This window comes from Hasllibacter sp. MH4015, assembly GCF_020177575.1.
Taxonomy (GTDB): Bacteria; Pseudomonadota; Alphaproteobacteria; order Rhodobacterales; family Rhodobacteraceae; genus Gymnodinialimonas.
On record NZ_JAHTBK010000001.1, the window covers coordinates 3358015 to 3373872 of the forward strand.

The 15858-nt window shown below is 63.3% G+C and carries 9 protein-coding genes and 1 tRNA gene; 6 read left to right on the plus strand and 4 right to left on the minus strand.

Annotated features, from left to right (window positions below; genetic code table 11):
- Window positions 1-94: 94 nt before the first annotated feature.
- From KUW62_RS17180 to KUW62_RS17190, 3 genes are all read right to left on the minus strand, one after another.
- A tRNA-Leu gene (locus KUW62_RS17180) sits at window positions 95-181 on the minus strand.
- A 42-nt stretch (window positions 182-223) separates the two neighbouring features.
- Entirely contained in the window at window positions 224-3811 is a 3588-nt protein-coding gene (locus tag KUW62_RS17185) for a translocation/assembly module TamB domain-containing protein (RefSeq protein WP_224816683.1), read from the minus strand.
- A gap of 32 nt (window positions 3812-3843) precedes the next feature.
- Complete coding sequence (locus tag KUW62_RS17190) at window positions 3844-5643, minus strand: autotransporter assembly complex family protein (protein WP_224816684.1); 1800 nt, start codon at window positions 5641-5643, stop codon at window positions 3844-3846.
- Window positions 5644-5791: 148 nt separating this feature from the next.
- Here KUW62_RS17190 and KUW62_RS17195 point away from each other — a divergent pair, with 148 nt between their 5' ends.
- Window positions 5792-6775, plus strand: a complete 984-nt coding sequence (locus KUW62_RS17195) for a complex I NDUFA9 subunit family protein (protein ID WP_224816685.1) — start codon at window positions 5792-5794, stop codon at window positions 6773-6775.
- Between the two features lie 5 nt (window positions 6776-6780).
- Here the strand turns inward: KUW62_RS17195 and KUW62_RS17200 are convergent, their stop codons facing one another.
- On the minus strand, window positions 6781-7584 hold the full coding sequence (locus KUW62_RS17200) for an undecaprenyl-diphosphate phosphatase (protein WP_224816686.1): 804 nt from the start codon (window positions 7582-7584) through the stop codon (window positions 6781-6783).
- Window positions 7585-7789: 205 nt separating this feature from the next.
- Here KUW62_RS17200 and KUW62_RS17205 point away from each other — a divergent pair, with 205 nt between their 5' ends.
- The 5 genes from KUW62_RS17205 (at window position 7790) to gltB (ending at window position 15634) form a co-directional block, all read left to right on the plus strand.
- Complete coding sequence (locus tag KUW62_RS17205; protein ID WP_224816687.1) at window positions 7790-9286, plus strand: NAD(P)-dependent oxidoreductase; 1497 nt, start codon at window positions 7790-7792, stop codon at window positions 9284-9286.
- Window positions 9287-9373: 87 nt separating this feature from the next.
- Window positions 9374-10111 carry a hypothetical protein gene (locus tag KUW62_RS17210; RefSeq protein ID WP_224816688.1) on the plus strand — a complete coding sequence of 246 codons (738 nt, stop codon included), beginning with the start codon at window positions 9374-9376 and terminating at the stop codon, window positions 10109-10111.
- Window positions 10108-10566 carry a GFA family protein gene (locus KUW62_RS17215; protein WP_224816689.1) on the plus strand — a complete coding sequence of 153 codons (459 nt, stop codon included), beginning with the start codon at window positions 10108-10110 and terminating at the stop codon, window positions 10564-10566. The genes KUW62_RS17210 and KUW62_RS17215 overlap by 4 nt, the downstream gene beginning before the upstream one ends.
- A complete protein-coding gene (locus KUW62_RS17220; protein WP_224816690.1) occupies window positions 10566-11102 on the plus strand; it encodes a DUF4328 domain-containing protein in 537 nt (178 codons plus the stop codon). The genes KUW62_RS17215 and KUW62_RS17220 overlap by 1 nt, the downstream gene beginning before the upstream one ends.
- Window positions 11099-15634, plus strand: coding sequence for a glutamate synthase large subunit (gltB, locus tag KUW62_RS17225; protein ID WP_224816691.1), 4536 nt, complete (start codon window positions 11099-11101; stop codon window positions 15632-15634). The genes KUW62_RS17220 and gltB overlap by 4 nt, the downstream gene beginning before the upstream one ends.
- Window positions 15635-15858: the final 224 nt, after the last annotated feature.

Consider the following 15858-nt stretch of genomic DNA (forward strand, 5'->3'; position numbering starts at 1 on the left):
ATCGAAACGGTGGACGGGGAAGAGTTGGCCTTTCGGGACAATTTCCAAGAAAATTGCCCTGCTGGCCCCTGACACTTTCTTCGAAAGTGCAGGTTGGTGCCCAGGAGAGGACTCGAACCTCCACGTCCATACAGACACCAGCACCTGAAGCTGGCGCGTCTACCAATTCCGCCACCTGGGCAGGTGTCGTGAGAGCGGCTGATATATCCGGTTTGCGGGGCCGTCAATAGTCCTGCTCGAAGAAGATGCCGATGCTGGAGCCGCCGCCCGATCCGACCGACCCGCGGGCGGTGATATTAGGCGTGAGATCGATGTTGAGCGACAAATCAGCCTCCCCCTCCGCGTTGATCGTGACATCGGTATAGATGTTCTCGGACAGGTAGCGGCCCGCGGTGACGGCGGCGTTGCCCTCCGCGTCGGTGCTGAGGTCCAGATCGTCGAGACCCAGCCCGTCACGCAGCTCCGCAATGAACCCCGAATTGGTGGAGCCACCGGCAAGGGAAGTTGCGGCATCGGCCAGTTGCAACAGTTGCAGTGGGGACAGGCCCGAGACCGACCGCCCGAAGAGCAGTTGGGCCAATACCTCATCCTCTGGCAGGGCCGGATTCGAGGAGAATGAGATTTCAGGCCCTGAGATGGGGCCTGTCATCCTGACGATGACCTGGTACCCCGATGCCATGCTTACCGCGGTCAGGCGCAAGTAAGGATTGAAGCTTCCCTGAAGCGTCACCGAGCTGTCGATGAAGTCCAGACGTGTTCCGAGGATGGAGAGCCGACCCCGGATCAGCTCGAATTGACCTGTCGGAATGACATTGGCCGCGGTGCCGAATATCCGGAGTGTTCCGCCGAATTCCGCGTCGATGCCGCGTCCGCGCAGGAAGATGCGCCCTGGCGCGTTGACTGTAATGTCGAGGCCGGTTGTCGCGCTGCCACGCCCGCCGCCACTGCCCCGCCCCCCCAGAAGACCGGCGAAGCGGCGGGTCTGCCGTTCGGCGGGGGTTTCGCCCAGGTGGCGGATATCGGGAATCGCGGCGCTTCCAGCTAGGCTTGCTTCCGGCACGCGGATCTCCGACTCGCCCAAGGTGACGGTGCCGCTGATCTGCGGTCGCCGGGCGATCGGGCCGGAAACGGTTAGATCAGCCGTTTCGATACGCGCATCGTAAAGTGTCGGGTCGACAAGCCGCGCATCGCGCAGGCCGACATTGATCTGTCCGTCAAGACCGGGGGAGGCGAGGTTGATGGAGCCGGCGGCCGTTACCTGCCCGCCCGTCGACAATGTGCCGTTGGCGTTCAAGGAAAGGCGCCCGCCCGAAACCTGACCATTCAGCCCGACATTTTCGATGGCCAGTGCGTATGTCGGCACGGCGATCCGCGTATTGCCGGACGACAGCGTGCCGGAGACAGCGCCAAGGCCGGGTTGTCCGCGCATGGCGAGGTTGAATGACAACGTTCCGCGGATGGAACGGGGACGGATGAACCGATTGGCCAGCGCAAGGGGCGCGGTGCCTGTCGCCGTGATGTTGACGCTGCCATCGGGGCGACCGACCTCCCCGTTGACGGAGGCTTGCATTCCGCCGGGCCCGCCAAGATCGGCGTCGATGTTCCAGGGGCCGGTCCCCTCCCGCGTGATCATGGCATCGGCAGAGACAGGACCGGAAAGCGCGTCGGTGAACAGCCCTACATTCGCAAGGCGCGCGTTGACGTCAGCACGGCTGCTGTTCGGACCGATCTGCGCTGTGCCGTTCACGTTGAGCGCGCCGTTGGACAGCGTGAGATCCTGCAAGTCCAGTACCCCGTCGCGCCGGGTGGCGGTGGCCGTCAGCGTCGTACGTCCCGCCGTAAGGCCCGCCGGAATCGCATCGCCCAGATTCAGGTCCCGAGCGGATGCATCAAGGTCCAGCGCGAAGTCGGTCGTTTCCGCATCGAATGTGCCAGAGATATCGGCAGCGATCTCGTTCGGGCCGGACAGTGTGGCGGTCACGTCGAAGGGGGCCGTACCCTCCCGCGCCACATCTGCGGCAATCGTGACGGGACCGGACATTACGTCAGTGAACAACCCCACATCTTCGAGGGCAAATTGCACCGAAGCGCTGGTATCTCCGGAAGAGAGAGAAGCCGCCCCCGTCAGGGTCAGTTCCGCGTTGTCGAGCCGAATTGCCTGCGCTTGAAGCCCCTCGGTGTCACGGACGACCTGCGCGGCCAGGCGTGTCTCCCCTGCGAACAATTCGGGTGGCAAGCCATCGACGAATTGCATGTCATTCCCGGTTCCGCCAATCGTCAGATCGAATTGCCCGGACAGCGGCTTCACCTGGCCGGACACTGTCAGTGCCGCGCTGCCCGCCAATGGCTGCCCGGCAATCGCGGCGAACCGCTCCAGCGCGCCGATACTGGCCGTCAGATCAAGCCCGACACTGATCTCCTCACCCACCGTCTGGCCCGATGCGCCACCTTCGAGGGTCACATCACCGGCCACGACGGACAGGTCCGACAAGATGACGGGAGCGTTCGTGACCCACGACATCTGCGCGCTGATCCCGAGGGTCCCGCCAAGGGCTTCCGCCATGGCGGGATCGGCATGTTCGACGCCGTTCAGAGCCGTGTTGAAATTCGCCGTCGCGGCCTCGATGCCCGCGGATGTCAGGGCGACCGCGCCCTCAAGGGACAGGGCCGCACCGGCGATGGACAGGTCGTCGATTGCGAGGTTGTCCAGATCGGCGGTCAGGGCATATTCGTCCCCGTCATTTCGATCATAGACCAGGGCAAGGGACGCGCCGGAAATCCGGGCATCGGCCCCGCCGGACGGAAGACGGACGACATTCCCGTTGGGGGGCCGGATCTCTCCCGTCAGGTTGACCCGTTCCGGCAGACCCTGGCCATTGATGGCAAGGTCCCCCTCCAGGGTCAGCGCGGCGGAGGTCAGGCGCAACGCCTCAAGCTCCACCCCGCCGCTCAGGGTCTGGCGAACCTGCGCTTGCAACTGCACATCGTTGCCGAAGAATTCCCGGTAATCGGGCAAAAGCAGCGGGGAGATATCGCCCCCGATATCCGCGACAATCAATTGCTCACCCGCGTCGCTGCGCGCGGAGATGACGGTGCCCGTAATCCGGTCGCGTCCGTCGGTGGCCAGCGCAATCTCTGCCGTGAAGTCGTCCACCGGGCCTTCACCGGCAATCTGCAGGCGCAAATCGGGCCGACCGGGAAGGCCGATCAGCTCCGCCACCAGCCCGTTTTCCTCCTCCACCAGTAGCAGGTCGAGGGCGAGATTTCGCGTCGCGTTGTCATAGGACGCATTGAGCTCGAATTGGCCCTGCGCACCGTCAAGACGGTTGAGCGTGATCTGCGCCTGCCCTTCGCCGCCCGACAGGCTGGCGGACCCCTGGATCGTCAGGCGTGCGGCAATACCGATGACCGGCTCACCCAGAACGACTTCGTTGATGGAGACCTCGCCGATATCGACACTGACTGGTAATTCGGGAAGGGAAAATGGTTGTGCCTCCACATCGGGAAGATCGACCCCTTCCGATGGGAGCGGCGGGCGCAATATTTCAAGGCGCGCGGCCGATAGCTCATCAATCTCGATGGAGCCGCGGAGCACCGCAGATCGGTTCCAATCCAGAACCGCATCTTCCAGAATCAGCCACACCCCTTCGGCATCCGAGATGGTCAGCCGGTCCAGGCGCGCCTCCGACGACAGCGCGCCGCGGAAGCCCTCGATCCGGACATCGCGGTTTCCGTCATCCGAGAATTGTTCTTCGAGGAAACGGGTCAGGCGGGATCGGTCATCCTCCTGCGCCCAGACCGCGACCGGCATGAGGATCAAGCAAAGGATCGCAATGCAGCGGATCAAAACGAATGCCCGATGCCGATATAGAGGTAAACGTCCTCTCCCACGCCCGGACCGCGCACCGGTGTGGCAAGGTCAACGCGGATCGGACCGAAGGGCGTTGTGTATCGCACGCCAAGGCCCGCGCCGGCATGCCAATCCCCGGCACCGCCCAGCGTGTCCGCCCCGATCCAGCCGGCATCGGCAAAGGCGACGAGGCCGAGATTGGTCTCACCGATATCCTGCCGGAATTCTGTCGACACGCCTAAGAAGCTACGCCCACCGGAGGGGACACCGTTCTGAAGCGCGCCGAGGGATTGGAACTCCTGCCCGCGCACGGTGCCTGCACCACCGGAATAGAAAAGGAAGCTCGGGGGGATCTCCGTGATCTCTCCGCCGAGGACGCTGCCCAATTGCACACGCGCGGCGATGCGGCTGGCGCGATCCTCCCCAAAGCCGAAATAGACGCGACCATCGGTATAGACCCGCGCGCCCCCGCTGCCCTGATCGGTCAGGAACGGCGTGGCCGTCGCATCAAGGTAGAACAGCCGCCGCGCATCGAGTGGATCTTCGCGGCGGTCCCAAGTGATACCGACGGGCACCGAAAGAAGCGTAACCTCCCGCTCGCCGAACGCATCCTCGATATCGAAATAGGTCAAGCCAAGGCCAAGCGACCCGGTCAAGCGACGGGTGAAGCGATGCTCAACCCCCGCTTCGGCCCCGAACGTGGTGAGGCTGAAGGCAGGCTCATCAAGGTACTCGCCTGATAGCTCTGCGTAGAACGTGGTGTCGGGCGTGAAGGTGGCGGGTCGCGAGAAGCGTACGCCGACCGCGGCGTCGATACCTTCCGTCGCCGTGGCGCCGGACACGGCCTCTGACCCGATACCGTTGATCTCCCCCTCGATGCGGAGCCGTTCCGCGCCGCCGAAGAGGTTGCGATGCAGCCAGTAGGCGCTGAGTGCGGCACCGTCGTCGGTGGACAGTTCCGCGCCGAAGCCGAAGCGTCGCGGTTCGCTTTCCACAAGCGTCGCGGTAATATCCATCTCCCCGTCTGGGCCGACCTCCCCTTCCTCCAGCGCGATGGCGGAGAAGACGCCGGTATCCTGAAGCCGCGCCTCCACTCGGGCGAGGGTCTCGGGGGAAAACGTCGTACCCTCTGGCAGCCCCGCAATGGCGAGGATGCGTTCAAGGCGCATCCTTTCCTGGCCCTGCGGGATAAGCGTGCCGAAGCGCACGATCTGGCCCGGGTCGATGCGCACCCGCACGTCAAGCACCGCATCGCCGTTGCGCGCGGTGATCTGCTGGTCTGCGACTTCGGCCACGGCATGCCCCCGTTCGCGCCAACCCTCGATCGCGGCGCTGGCCGTATCGCGTAGCAGGGGGGTGGAGGCGGGGCCACCGGGGCGAAAATCGTCCGGCAGATCGGTGTCTGGGGCGAGTGGCCCGATTTCGGCTGTGCCAAGCTGGAAGGCTGGACCGGGTTCGACGGAGATCGTGATGTTGGAAATGCTGCGAGGCGCGCCGAAGGGCGGGATGCGCGCCGCCTCTCTCCCGTCCACGCTGATGCGCACGACCGGAGAGAAATAGCCCTCGTTATAGAGCGCCGCGACCAGTCGCCCGTAATCGGCGCGCGCGGCGGCGACAAGATCCTGAGCCGTCCGCTGCTCCTCCGTTTCCTGCAACAGCAGGGAGGCGGCGCGCAGACGGTCGCTCAGATCCTCCTCTACGTTGGGGGCCGAAAGCCGGATATCCTGTGCCGCGACCGAAGTCGTGACGGCACAAAGCGCCAAGGCTAAGGGGGTCAGGCGGGACGCGCGCATAACTTCGTGGTAAATCCGTTCGTTTGGGAACGCCAGCGTTATGCGTATGGTTCCCGGCTTCTGGCGGAAAGTTGAGACGTTTTGCGCCTTGCCGCGTTTCCGCCCGCCCCGTATCACCAACGCGAACACGACCGGAGGAGCCTTTGTCATGGCCAAACTCGTCACCATTTTCGGCGGATCGGGCTTTGTGGGCCGGTATATCGCGCGGCGCATGGCGAAAGAGGGCTGGCGCGTTCGCGTGGCCTGCCGCCGTCCGAACGAGGCGCTTTTCGTGAAACCCTACGGGGTTGTCGGTCAGGTCGAGCCGATCCTCGCCAATATCCGCGACGATGATAGCGTGCGCGCGGCCCTCGGCGGGGCCGATGCCGTGGTCAATTGCGTGGGTACGTTTGATGCGCGGGGCAAGAACAACTTCCACGCGGTGCAAACGGAAGGCGCGGCCCGGATCGCCCGTATTGCGGCGGAGGAGGGGATCGCAACGATGGTCCATATCTCGGCCATTGGCGCCGACGAAGATGCCGCCAGCGACTACGCCCGCAGCAAAGCCGCGGGGGAGGCGGCGATCCTGGACGCCATGCCAAACGCGATGATCCTGCGCCCGTCTGTCGTGTTCGGGCCGGAAGATGCGTTTTTCAACCGCTTCGCCGCCATGAGCCGCCTTGGCCCGGTCCTGCCCGTGGCCGGGGCGGAGACGAAGTTTCAGCCCGTCTACGTGGATGACATCGCCCGCGCCGCCGTGAAGGGCGTTATGGGAGAGGCGCGTGGCATCTACGAGCTTGGCGGTCCCGACGTGGAAACGTTCCGCGAATTGATGAACCGCATGTTGCGGGTGATCCGCCGTCGCCGTCTGGTCCTGAACATCCCGTTCTTTGTGGCCGGGATCATGGGCGCGGTGCTCGACTTCATGCAATTGATTACAGGCGGGTTGTTCCACAACGGCATCCTGACCCGCGATCAGGTGCGCAGCTTGCGGACGGACAACGTGGTGCAGGAGGGCGCGCGAACGCTCTCGGACCTCGGGATTGAGCCGACGGCGATGGATGCGGTGCTACAGGATTATCTGTGGCCGTACCGCCCCTCCGGTCAGTATTCCGAGATCAAGGAAAGCGCGCGTAACCTGCGCGAGGGCTGAACGCCCTAGCCATAGGCGATCCACAGCAGGATGATGCCAAGCACCACGCGGTAGATCACGTAAGGCGTGAAGCTGACGCTTTTCAGCAAGCGAAACATCAGGACCAGTGCGGCCAGCGCGGCGACGAACGACAGTCCTGCGGCGATTGCGCCGTCGCGGGCGGCTTGCGCATCGGCCGTCGCGATCACCTCCGCCCCCGCGAAAACGCCGGACGCGATAATCGTGGGGATCGACATCAGCATCGACAGGCGCGCGGCGCTTTCCCGGTTGTAGCCCAGGGCGCGCGCGGCGGTGATCGTGATGCCGGACCGGGACGTACCTGGGATCAGCGCAACGGCCTGCGCCACGCCCATCACCATCGCGTCCTTCAGGTTCCAATCGCCCGCCGCCTTCGCTTCAACCCCGCGCTGGTCCGCCCAATAGAGGACAAGACCGAAGATCAGCATCGTCCATCCGATCACCGTGATGGAGCGGAGGCTGTCATAAAGACCGGTTAGTTCCAGCAACAGGCCGAACAGGATTACAGGGATCGTCGAGAGCACCAGCAGGAACGCGAGCTTCGCGCCCGGGGTGTCCAACTTGCCCGTTAGCATGCGCGGCATGCCGATGAGGGCGGCTTTCACATCGGTCCAGAAGTAGAGGATGACGGCCCCCAATGTGCCGACATGGACCGCGACGTCGATGACCTGCCCCTGATCCTCCGCCCCTGTGAGATTCGGCAGGAGAATCAGGTGACCGGAGGAGGAGATCGGCAGGAACTCTGTGATCCCTTGGATCATCGCCAACAGGAAGAGATGCAGGAGGCTCATATCATGGTTCCCGGCACACGCCATACTGTGCTGATTTCAAACGAATAATATTCATATAGGGAAACCATGCTGTCGTACTTGTTCGTTGTTTCCACCGGGCCAGAAGCAAGTTCTCAGAGATAAGGACAAATAGGTCAGCAAAACTGTCTTTTTATCCCGTGACCGCGCCGTTATACGGTCCGTCGGAGAGCTAGGGAGCGGTGGATTGGCTAAGCAACCCATGTTGAAATTCGTATCCGTCGGTAAGGAGATGCCCGAAAAGCGGGCAGCCGACCAGCGGAAAGAAGATTTCGCCGAGATCTACGGTGAGTATGCGCGCGAGAAAGCGGCGGAGCAGGCAGGGCGGTGCAGCCAGTGCGGCGTGCCCTATTGCCAGTCCCATTGTCCGCTCCACAACAACATTCCCGACTGGCTGAAACTGACTGCCGAAGGTCGTTTGCGCGAAGCCTACGACGTGAGCCAGGCGACCAATACGTTTCCCGAGATCTGTGGCCGCATCTGCCCGCAGGATCGCCTGTGCGAAGGCAATTGCGTGATCGAGAATTCGGGCCACGGCACCGTAACCATCGGCTCGGTCGAGAAATACATCACGGACACGGCCTTCGATGAGGGTTGGGTCATGCCCATCGCGCCGTCCGAGGAGCGGCCGGAGTCTGTCGGCATCATCGGCGCCGGCCCCGGCGGGCTGGCCGCCGCCGACATGCTGCGCCGCGCGGGTCTGCAAGTGACGGTCTACGACCGGTATGACCGGTCTGGCGGGCTGATGATGTACGGCATTCCCGGCTTCAAGTTGGAAAAAGACGTCGTGATGCGCCGCAACAAGCAGCTGGAGGAGGGCGGCGTCGAATTCGTACTGAATTGCAACGTGGGTGAAGACATCACGTTCGACGCCATCCGCGAGAAGCATGATTTCGTCGTGATCGCCACTGGCGTCTACAAATCTCGCGAATTGCCGGGACCGGGCGCGGGGGCGACCGGCATTATTCGGGCCATTGACTATCTGACCACATCGAACCGGAAATCCTTCGGGGATGCGGTGCCGGAATTCGACAACGGAGAATTGAATGCCGAGGGCAAGCGGATCGTGGTGATCGGCGGCGGCGATACGGCGATGGATTGCGTGCGCACCGCGACGCGGCAGGGCGCGACGAGCGTCAAGTGCCTCTACCGCCGGGACCGTGCGAACATGCCGGGATCGCAGAGAGAAGTGCAGAACGCCGAGGAGGAAGGTGTCGAGTTTGTCTGGCTCTCCGCCCCCAAAGGGTTCACGTCGGGCGGTCCTGCCGGGCGAGAACCGGCCGCATTAGAAGGTGTCGCGATCGAGGGCGCGCATCCCGAGAGTGTCGAAGGCGTGATGGTCCAGAAGATGCGCCTTGGCGCGCCGGACGTGACCGGCCGCCAGTCGCCCGAAGTGATCGACGGCGCCGACTACATCGAAGATGCCGACATGGTGATTAAGGCGCTGGGCTTCGAGCCGGAGGATCTTCCGACGCTTTGGGACACGCCCGAGCTTGCCGTAACCCGCTGGGGAACCATCAAGGCCAAGCCGCTGACGCACGAGACCGATATGGAAAATGTATTTGCGGTGGGCGACATCGTGCGGGGTGCGTCCCTTGTGGTCTGGGCGATCCGCGACGGGCGGGAGGCGGCGCAAGCGATCCTTGAACGGGTCGCGATGGGTAAGACGATCGCGGCGGAATAGCCGAAACTTCTTAGGACAACAGCGCCGAGGAGACGTCCGCACCGACGCGGGGGTCCCAGGCCGGGAAACGACAGGATAGCCGACCTCATGTGGTCCATTCGGAAACAACTTCTGATCGCCGGTTTGCTGTGTGCGGCAATTTCGGGTCCTGCGTCCGCCCAGGGCGGCGGGGAACGGTTTCAGGTGCTGGATGGCTGCACCGCGTTCCTTACGGTCCAGTCGCGATCCTGCCTCGTGTCCCATCACTGGCGGTGTGACGGCGATCCCGACGGCACCCATTGGCGTGCGACGCTGGATCAGGACGGGGCGTTCTACCTCAACTTCACCGATGCCGAATTCCGTTGGCTGCGCGCCTTCAACCTGCGCAACGGAACCACCGACACGATCATCGAGCCCGAGACCGACCCCGCCAGCCTGACTGAACTGCTGGAGACCGGAAACGACACGATGGTTTTCTCGATCCGGGAAGACTCGAGTGCCGGGACATTCCAGCGGGATTACACCGGCTTCGACCGGCTGACCGGCGTGACGGTGAATATCGACGGCCACGATTTGGACGTGACGGATTTTGCCTATCAATGGGAGACGGGGGGCGGCCCCCGCGCGACGGAAGGCACGCAATTCGTCAGTCGCGAGTGGAACCTGTTCTTCGGTGGGTTGGAAACCGTCACGACTCCTGGCGGAGAGACCTTCGAGGGCAACTACTCTCCCGTGGAATTCGCCGAACCCGGGGAGCCGGGGTTCCTTGCCACCCAACCGCTGTATGATTGCGGCGACATGATGAGCGCGCTTCCCTTGGCCCCGATCCAGAGGGTGTCGCAATGAATATCGACGCGTATCGCAGGACCGGACAATTTGACGGCGAATGCCTTTGCGGTGCGGTCCAGATCCGCGTCGATGGCGATTACGTCGCCGCAATTGGCATCTGCCATTGCAGCCTGTGCCAGAAATCCAACGGCGTGGTCTGGGGTGCCTTCTTGGCAAGCGCACCGGCGGTTCACGTGACGGGGCAGATTGCCCGCTATGCGTCCACCTCGTTCTCGGAACGCACCTTCTGTCCCACATGCGGCAGCAATCTCTGGCTGCGCGACACCGACCGGGACGAGGCGGATTACGAAATGATGCCGGCCCTCTTCCCGGCGGCGGCGGAGTTTCCGCTGATCTCGGAAATCTATACCGATCGCGCACCTGCCTATGCCCCGCTGTCGGGCGACCATCGCCGCGCCACACGCGCGGAATACGAGGCGAAGAACCGCCACGTTTCAGGCGGGGGGTCGTGATGGCGGCTCTCCCCTATGACCTGAACAAGACGGCGCGGATCGACGGGATCGGGGTAATTGTCGCTGCGGGCTTCCTTGTGGTCTTGCTCGCTACCTACATCGCCTCTGGCATGTGGATCTATCGCGCGGCGGCCAATGCGCAGGCGGTCGATCCGGACCCGGACCGGATCAAACCGGGCTGGGCCGTTGGCTGGTTCTTCGTGCCGATTGCAAACCTGTGGATGCCCTACAAGTCCTATGGCCAGACCTGGGCCAGCCTGCATAACGGCGCGTCGCTTCCAAGCTGGGCTATCGTTTGGTGGCTGTGCTGGATCGCTGGCAATTACACGGCGTGGATCGCCACGCGTCTGAACTTCAGCGCGGACACGATCGACGGGTTCCGCACGGCCTCAACCCCCGACATCGTGTCTTCGCTGGTCTCAATCCCCGCGGCGCTGATGTTTCGCAAACTCATCTTCGACGTGACGCAGGCCAGCGCCCAGGCGCAGATGCCCGCAACCCCACCCCCGCTCAACTCCAAGGAGGGACATCCATGACCCAATACGATCAAGACTGGGCCGCCGCCGAAGCAGCGAAGCGCAAGTGGATGGAAGAAAACGGCATGTTCCGCGAGGAGCATGAGCACTCATCCTGTGGCGTGGGCCTTGTGGTCGCCAAGGATGGCAAGCCGTCGCGCAAGGTGGTGGAAAACGGAATCAACGCGCTCAAGGCGATCTGGCATCGCGGAGCCGTCGACGCTGATGGCAAGACAGGCGATGGCGCGGGTATTCACGTGCAGATCCCCTACAAATTCTTCGGTGAACAGGTGCAGCGGACCGGCCACGAGATGCGGGACGAATTGCTCGCCGTGGGGCAGGTCTTCCTGCCGCGCAGCGATTTCGGCGCGCAGGAGGTTTGCCGGACCATCGTGGAAAGCGAAGTCCTGCGCATGGGGTATTACATCTATGGATGGCGCCATGTGCCGGTTGAGGTGTCGTGCCTGGGTGAGAAGGCCAACGCGACCCGGCCCGAAATTGAGCAGATCATCATCTCCAACGCCAAGGGCGTCGATGAAGAGACGTTTGAACGTGAACTCTACGTAATCCGCCGCCGGATTGAGAAAGCGGCGCAAGCGGCAGGTGTACGGGAATTGTACCTGTGTTCGCTCAGCTGCCGGTCGATCATCTATAAGGGCATGATGCTGGCCGAGCAGGTGGCGGAGTTCTATCCCGACCTGCAGGATGAGCGGTTCGAGAGCGCGTTCGCGATTTACCACCAGCGCTATTCTACGAACACCTTCCCGCAATGGTGGCTGGCGCAACCCTTCCGCATGTTGGCCCATAACGGGGAGATCAACACGCTCAAGGGCAACCTCAATTGGATGAAAAGCCATGAGATCCGCATGGCGTCCTCGTTCTTCGGCGAGATGGCGGAAGACATCAAACCCATTGTCGCGGGCGGGTCGTCCGATTCCGCTGCGCTGGATGCGGTGTTCGAAGTTCTGGTGCGCGCGGGACGCAACGCGCCGATGGCCAAGACCATGTTGGTGCCCGAAGCGTGGAGCCAGACAGCCACGGAACTGCCGCAGGCGTGGCAGGACATGTATTCCTATTGCAATTCCGTGATGGAGCCGTGGGACGGCCCCGCCGCATTGGCCATGACCGACGGGCGCTGGGTCTGTGCCGGTCTGGACCGGAACGGCTTGCGGCCGATGCGCTACGTCGTTACCGGCGACGGCCTGCTGATCGCGGGGTCCGAGACGGGCATGGTGCCGGTGGACGAAGCGATGGTTGTGGAAAAGGGCGCGCTTGGCCCCGGCCAGATGATCGCCGTCGATATGCAGGAACAACAGCTCTACCACGATACCGAGATCAAGGATGCGCTGGCCGCCAGTCGCCCGTTCGGGGAGTGGACCGACAAGATTACCGATCTGGAGGCCGAGATGGCGGGCGCGTCGGAGACGACGTTGTTCAGCGGCGGCGACCTGCGCAAACGCCAGATTGCGGCGGGCTATTCCATCGAGGAGCTGGAGCAAATCTTGGCTCCCATGGCCGAAGACGCGAAGGAGGCTTTGGCGTCGATGGGGGACGATACCCCCTCCGCCGTTCTGTCCTCCCAATACCGGCCTCTTAGCCATTACTTCCGGCAGAATTTCAGCCAGGTGACGAACCCGCCCATCGACAGCCTGCGGGAATACCGGGTGATGTCCCTCAAGACGCGGTTCGGGAACCTCAAGAACGTGCTGGACGAGGATTCGTCCCAGACAGAAATCCTCGTGCTCGACAGTCCGTTCGTGACCAACGCGCAATTCGACAAGATGGTGAGCTACTTCGAGAGCTCCGTCGTGCAGATCGACTGCACCTTCGACGCCGGCGGGTCCGCAGGTGCATTGCGTGCCGGGCTCGACCGCATCCGGGAAGAGGCGGAGGATGCCGTGCGCTCCGGCGCGGGCCACATCGTTCTGACCGATCAGGGACAGGGTTCGGATCGCGTGGCGATGCCGATCATCCTGGCAACGTCCGCCGTGCATTCGTGGCTGACGCGAAAGGGCCTGCGCACCTTCTGCTCGCTCAACGTCAGGTCGGCGGAGTGTATCGACCCCCATTACTTCGCGGTCCTCGTGGGCTGCGGCGCGACCACCGTAAACGCCTACCTGGCACAAGACAGCATCGCGGACCGGATCGAACGCGGGCTCATCGACAGCACCCTGACCGAGGCGATGGCGCGGTATCGTGCGGCCATTGATGCGGGCCTGCTGAAGATCATGGCGAAGATGGGGATCAGTGTGATTTCTTCGTATCGCGGTGGTCTGAATTTCGAGGCCGTGGGGCTGAGCCGTGCGATGGTGGCGGAATTCTTCCCCGGCATGCTCAGCCGGATCAGCGGTATCGGCGTCACCGGCTTGCAACGTAAGGTCGAGGAGGTCCACGCCCGCGGCTGGATGGGCGCGCAGGACATCCTGCCGATCGGCGGATTCTACAAGGCCCGCCGTTCGGGGGAGACCCATGCGTGGCAGGCGCAGACCATGCATATGCTGCAAACCGCCTGCGACCGCGCCTCCTTTGCGATGTGGAAGGAATATTCCAAGAAGATGCGGGCCAATCCGCCCATTCATCTGCGCGATCTGCTGGATATCAAGCCGCTTGGCGTACCCGTCGCGATCGAGGAGGTGGAAAGCATCACCCAGATCCGCAAGCGGTTCGTGACGCCGGGCATGAGCCTTGGGGCCCTGTCGCCCGAAGCGCACAAGACCCTCAACGTGGCGATGAACCGGATCGGCGCGAAATCGGATTCCGGTGAGGGCGGGGAAGACCCCGCACATTTTCACCCGGAGCCCAATGGCGACAACCCGTCTGCAAAGATCAAGCAAGTCGCCTCTGGCCGTTTCGGTGTGACGGCGGAGTACTTGAACCAGTGCGAGGAGCTGGAGATCAAGGTCGCCCAGGGTGCCAAGCCCGGTGAGGGCGGGCAGTTGCCCGGCATGAAGGTGACAGACCTGATCGCGCGGCTCAGGCATTCGACGAAAGGGGTGACCCTGATCTCTCCGCCGCCGCACCACGACATCTATTCGATCGAGGATCTGGCGCAGCTGATCTACGACCTCAAGCAGATCAACCCGCGCTGCAAGGTGACCGTAAAGCTTGTGGCGTCCTCCGGTGTCGGCACGATTGCTGCCGGTGTGGCGAAGGCCAAGGCCGATGTGATCCTGATTTCCGGCCATAACGGCGGCACGGGGGCTTCGCCCGCCACGTCGATCAAGTATGCGGGCCTCCCTTGGGAGATGGGCCTGACCGAGGCGCACCAAGTGCTGGCCATGAACAACCTGCGAAGCCGCGTGACGCTTCGGACCGATGGCGGATTGCGCACGGGCCGCGACATCGTGATGGCCGCGATGATGGGGGCCGAGGAATACGGTATCGGCACCGCCGCGCTGATCGCCATGGGCTGTATCATGGTACGTCAATGCCAGTCCAATACGTGTCCCGTGGGCGTATGTACGCAAGATGAAAGCCTGCGGGAGAAATTCACCGGAAACGCCGAGAAGGTCGTGAACCTGATCACCTTCTACGCCGAAGAAGTGCGGGAAATCCTCGCCTCCATCGGGGCGCGGTCGCTCGATGACGTGATCGGGCGGGCGGATCTGCTGTCTCAGGTGTCGCGTGGATCGGCGCATCTGGATGATCTGGATCTTAACCCGCTGCTCATCACAGTCGATGGGTCGGACCGTATCCTCTATGACCGGGACAAGCCGCGCAACGCCGTGCCCGATACGCTCGACGCGCAGATCGTGTCCGATGCCCGCCGTTTCCTCGAGGATCGCGAAAAAATGCAGCTGTCCTATGCCGTGCAAAATACGCTGCGGACCATCGGCACGCGCACATCGAGCCACATCGTGAAGAATTTCGGGATGCGCAACGATTTGCAGCCCGATCACCTGACGGTGAAACTGAAAGGTTCCGCCGGTCAATCGCTGGGTGCCTTCGCGGCACCGGGCCTGAAGCTGGAAGTGTCGGGCGATGCCAATGACTATGTCGGCAAGGGCCTGAGCGGCGGGATTGTGGTGGTGCGTCCGCCGATGGCGAGCCCGCTTGTGGCTTCCGACAACGTCATCATTGGCAACACCGTGCTTTACGGCGCAACCGACGGGCACCTTTTCGCCGCCGGCCGCGCCGGGGAACGGTTCGCCGTGCGCAATTCTGGCGCGAAGGTGGTGATCGAGGGCTGTGGCTCGAACGGATGTGAATACATGACCGGCGGCATTGCCGTGATCCTTGGACGGATCGGGGCCAATTTCGGCGCGGGCATGACCGGTGGGATGGCGTATCTCTACGATCCCGACGGCGAGGCGATGGTCAATCTGAACCGGGAAACCCTCGTGACCTGCCCCGTGGCGGTCGATCATTGGGAGGCGCAGCTGAAGGATCTGGTGGAGCGTCATGCAGCCGAGACCGGAAGCGCCAAGGCACGTGACATCTTGCAGCATTGGGACAGCGAAAAAGCGCATTTCGTGCAGGTCTGCCCGAAGGAGATGCTGGACAAACTCCCTGTCGGACTGGGCGCGGAAGAGGCGGCGGTTCCGGCGGAGTGAGGCGAAGCCCTCCCGCCCGGGACGCGACTGCCTTCGGCAGCCGGTCCCGGTTGGGCGTGGCGCGCGGGGTGGCCCAAGGGCCACGTCCGCGCGGACTGCGCTTCGATGGTCGCTTTCGGGATTTGCGGACGGAACTTCGATTCTGCTGAGAGGCCGTTTGCGGGCAGGTTTGCCGCAAACAGGCCTGTGCAAGGCTGGTCTGCGAGTCGCCGCGCGCCTCAAGG

Bases quoted from the DNA above. Each gene is read 5' to 3' on its own strand.
- KUW62_RS17185 (WP_224816683.1), bottom strand. From the start codon at position 3,811: ATGCCGGTCGCGGTCTGGGCGCAGGAGGATGACCGATCCCGCCTGACC.
- KUW62_RS17190 (WP_224816684.1), bottom strand. From the start codon at position 5,643: ATGCGCGCGTCCCGCCTGACCCCCTTAGCCTTGGCGCTTTGTGCCGTC.
- KUW62_RS17195 (WP_224816685.1), top strand. From the start codon at position 5,792: ATGGCCAAACTCGTCACCATTTTCGGCGGATCGGGCTTTGTGGGCCGG.
- KUW62_RS17200 (WP_224816686.1), bottom strand. From the start codon at position 7,584: ATGAGCCTCCTGCATCTCTTCCTGTTGGCGATGATCCAAGGGATCACA.
- KUW62_RS17210 (WP_224816688.1), top strand. From the start codon at position 9,374: ATGTGGTCCATTCGGAAACAACTTCTGATCGCCGGTTTGCTGTGTGCG.
- KUW62_RS17215 (WP_224816689.1), top strand. From the start codon at position 10,108: ATGAATATCGACGCGTATCGCAGGACCGGACAATTTGACGGCGAATGC.
- KUW62_RS17220 (WP_224816690.1), top strand. From the start codon at position 10,566: ATGGCGGCTCTCCCCTATGACCTGAACAAGACGGCGCGGATCGACGGG.
- gltB (WP_224816691.1), top strand. From the start codon at position 11,099: ATGACCCAATACGATCAAGACTGGGCCGCCGCCGAAGCAGCGAAGCGC.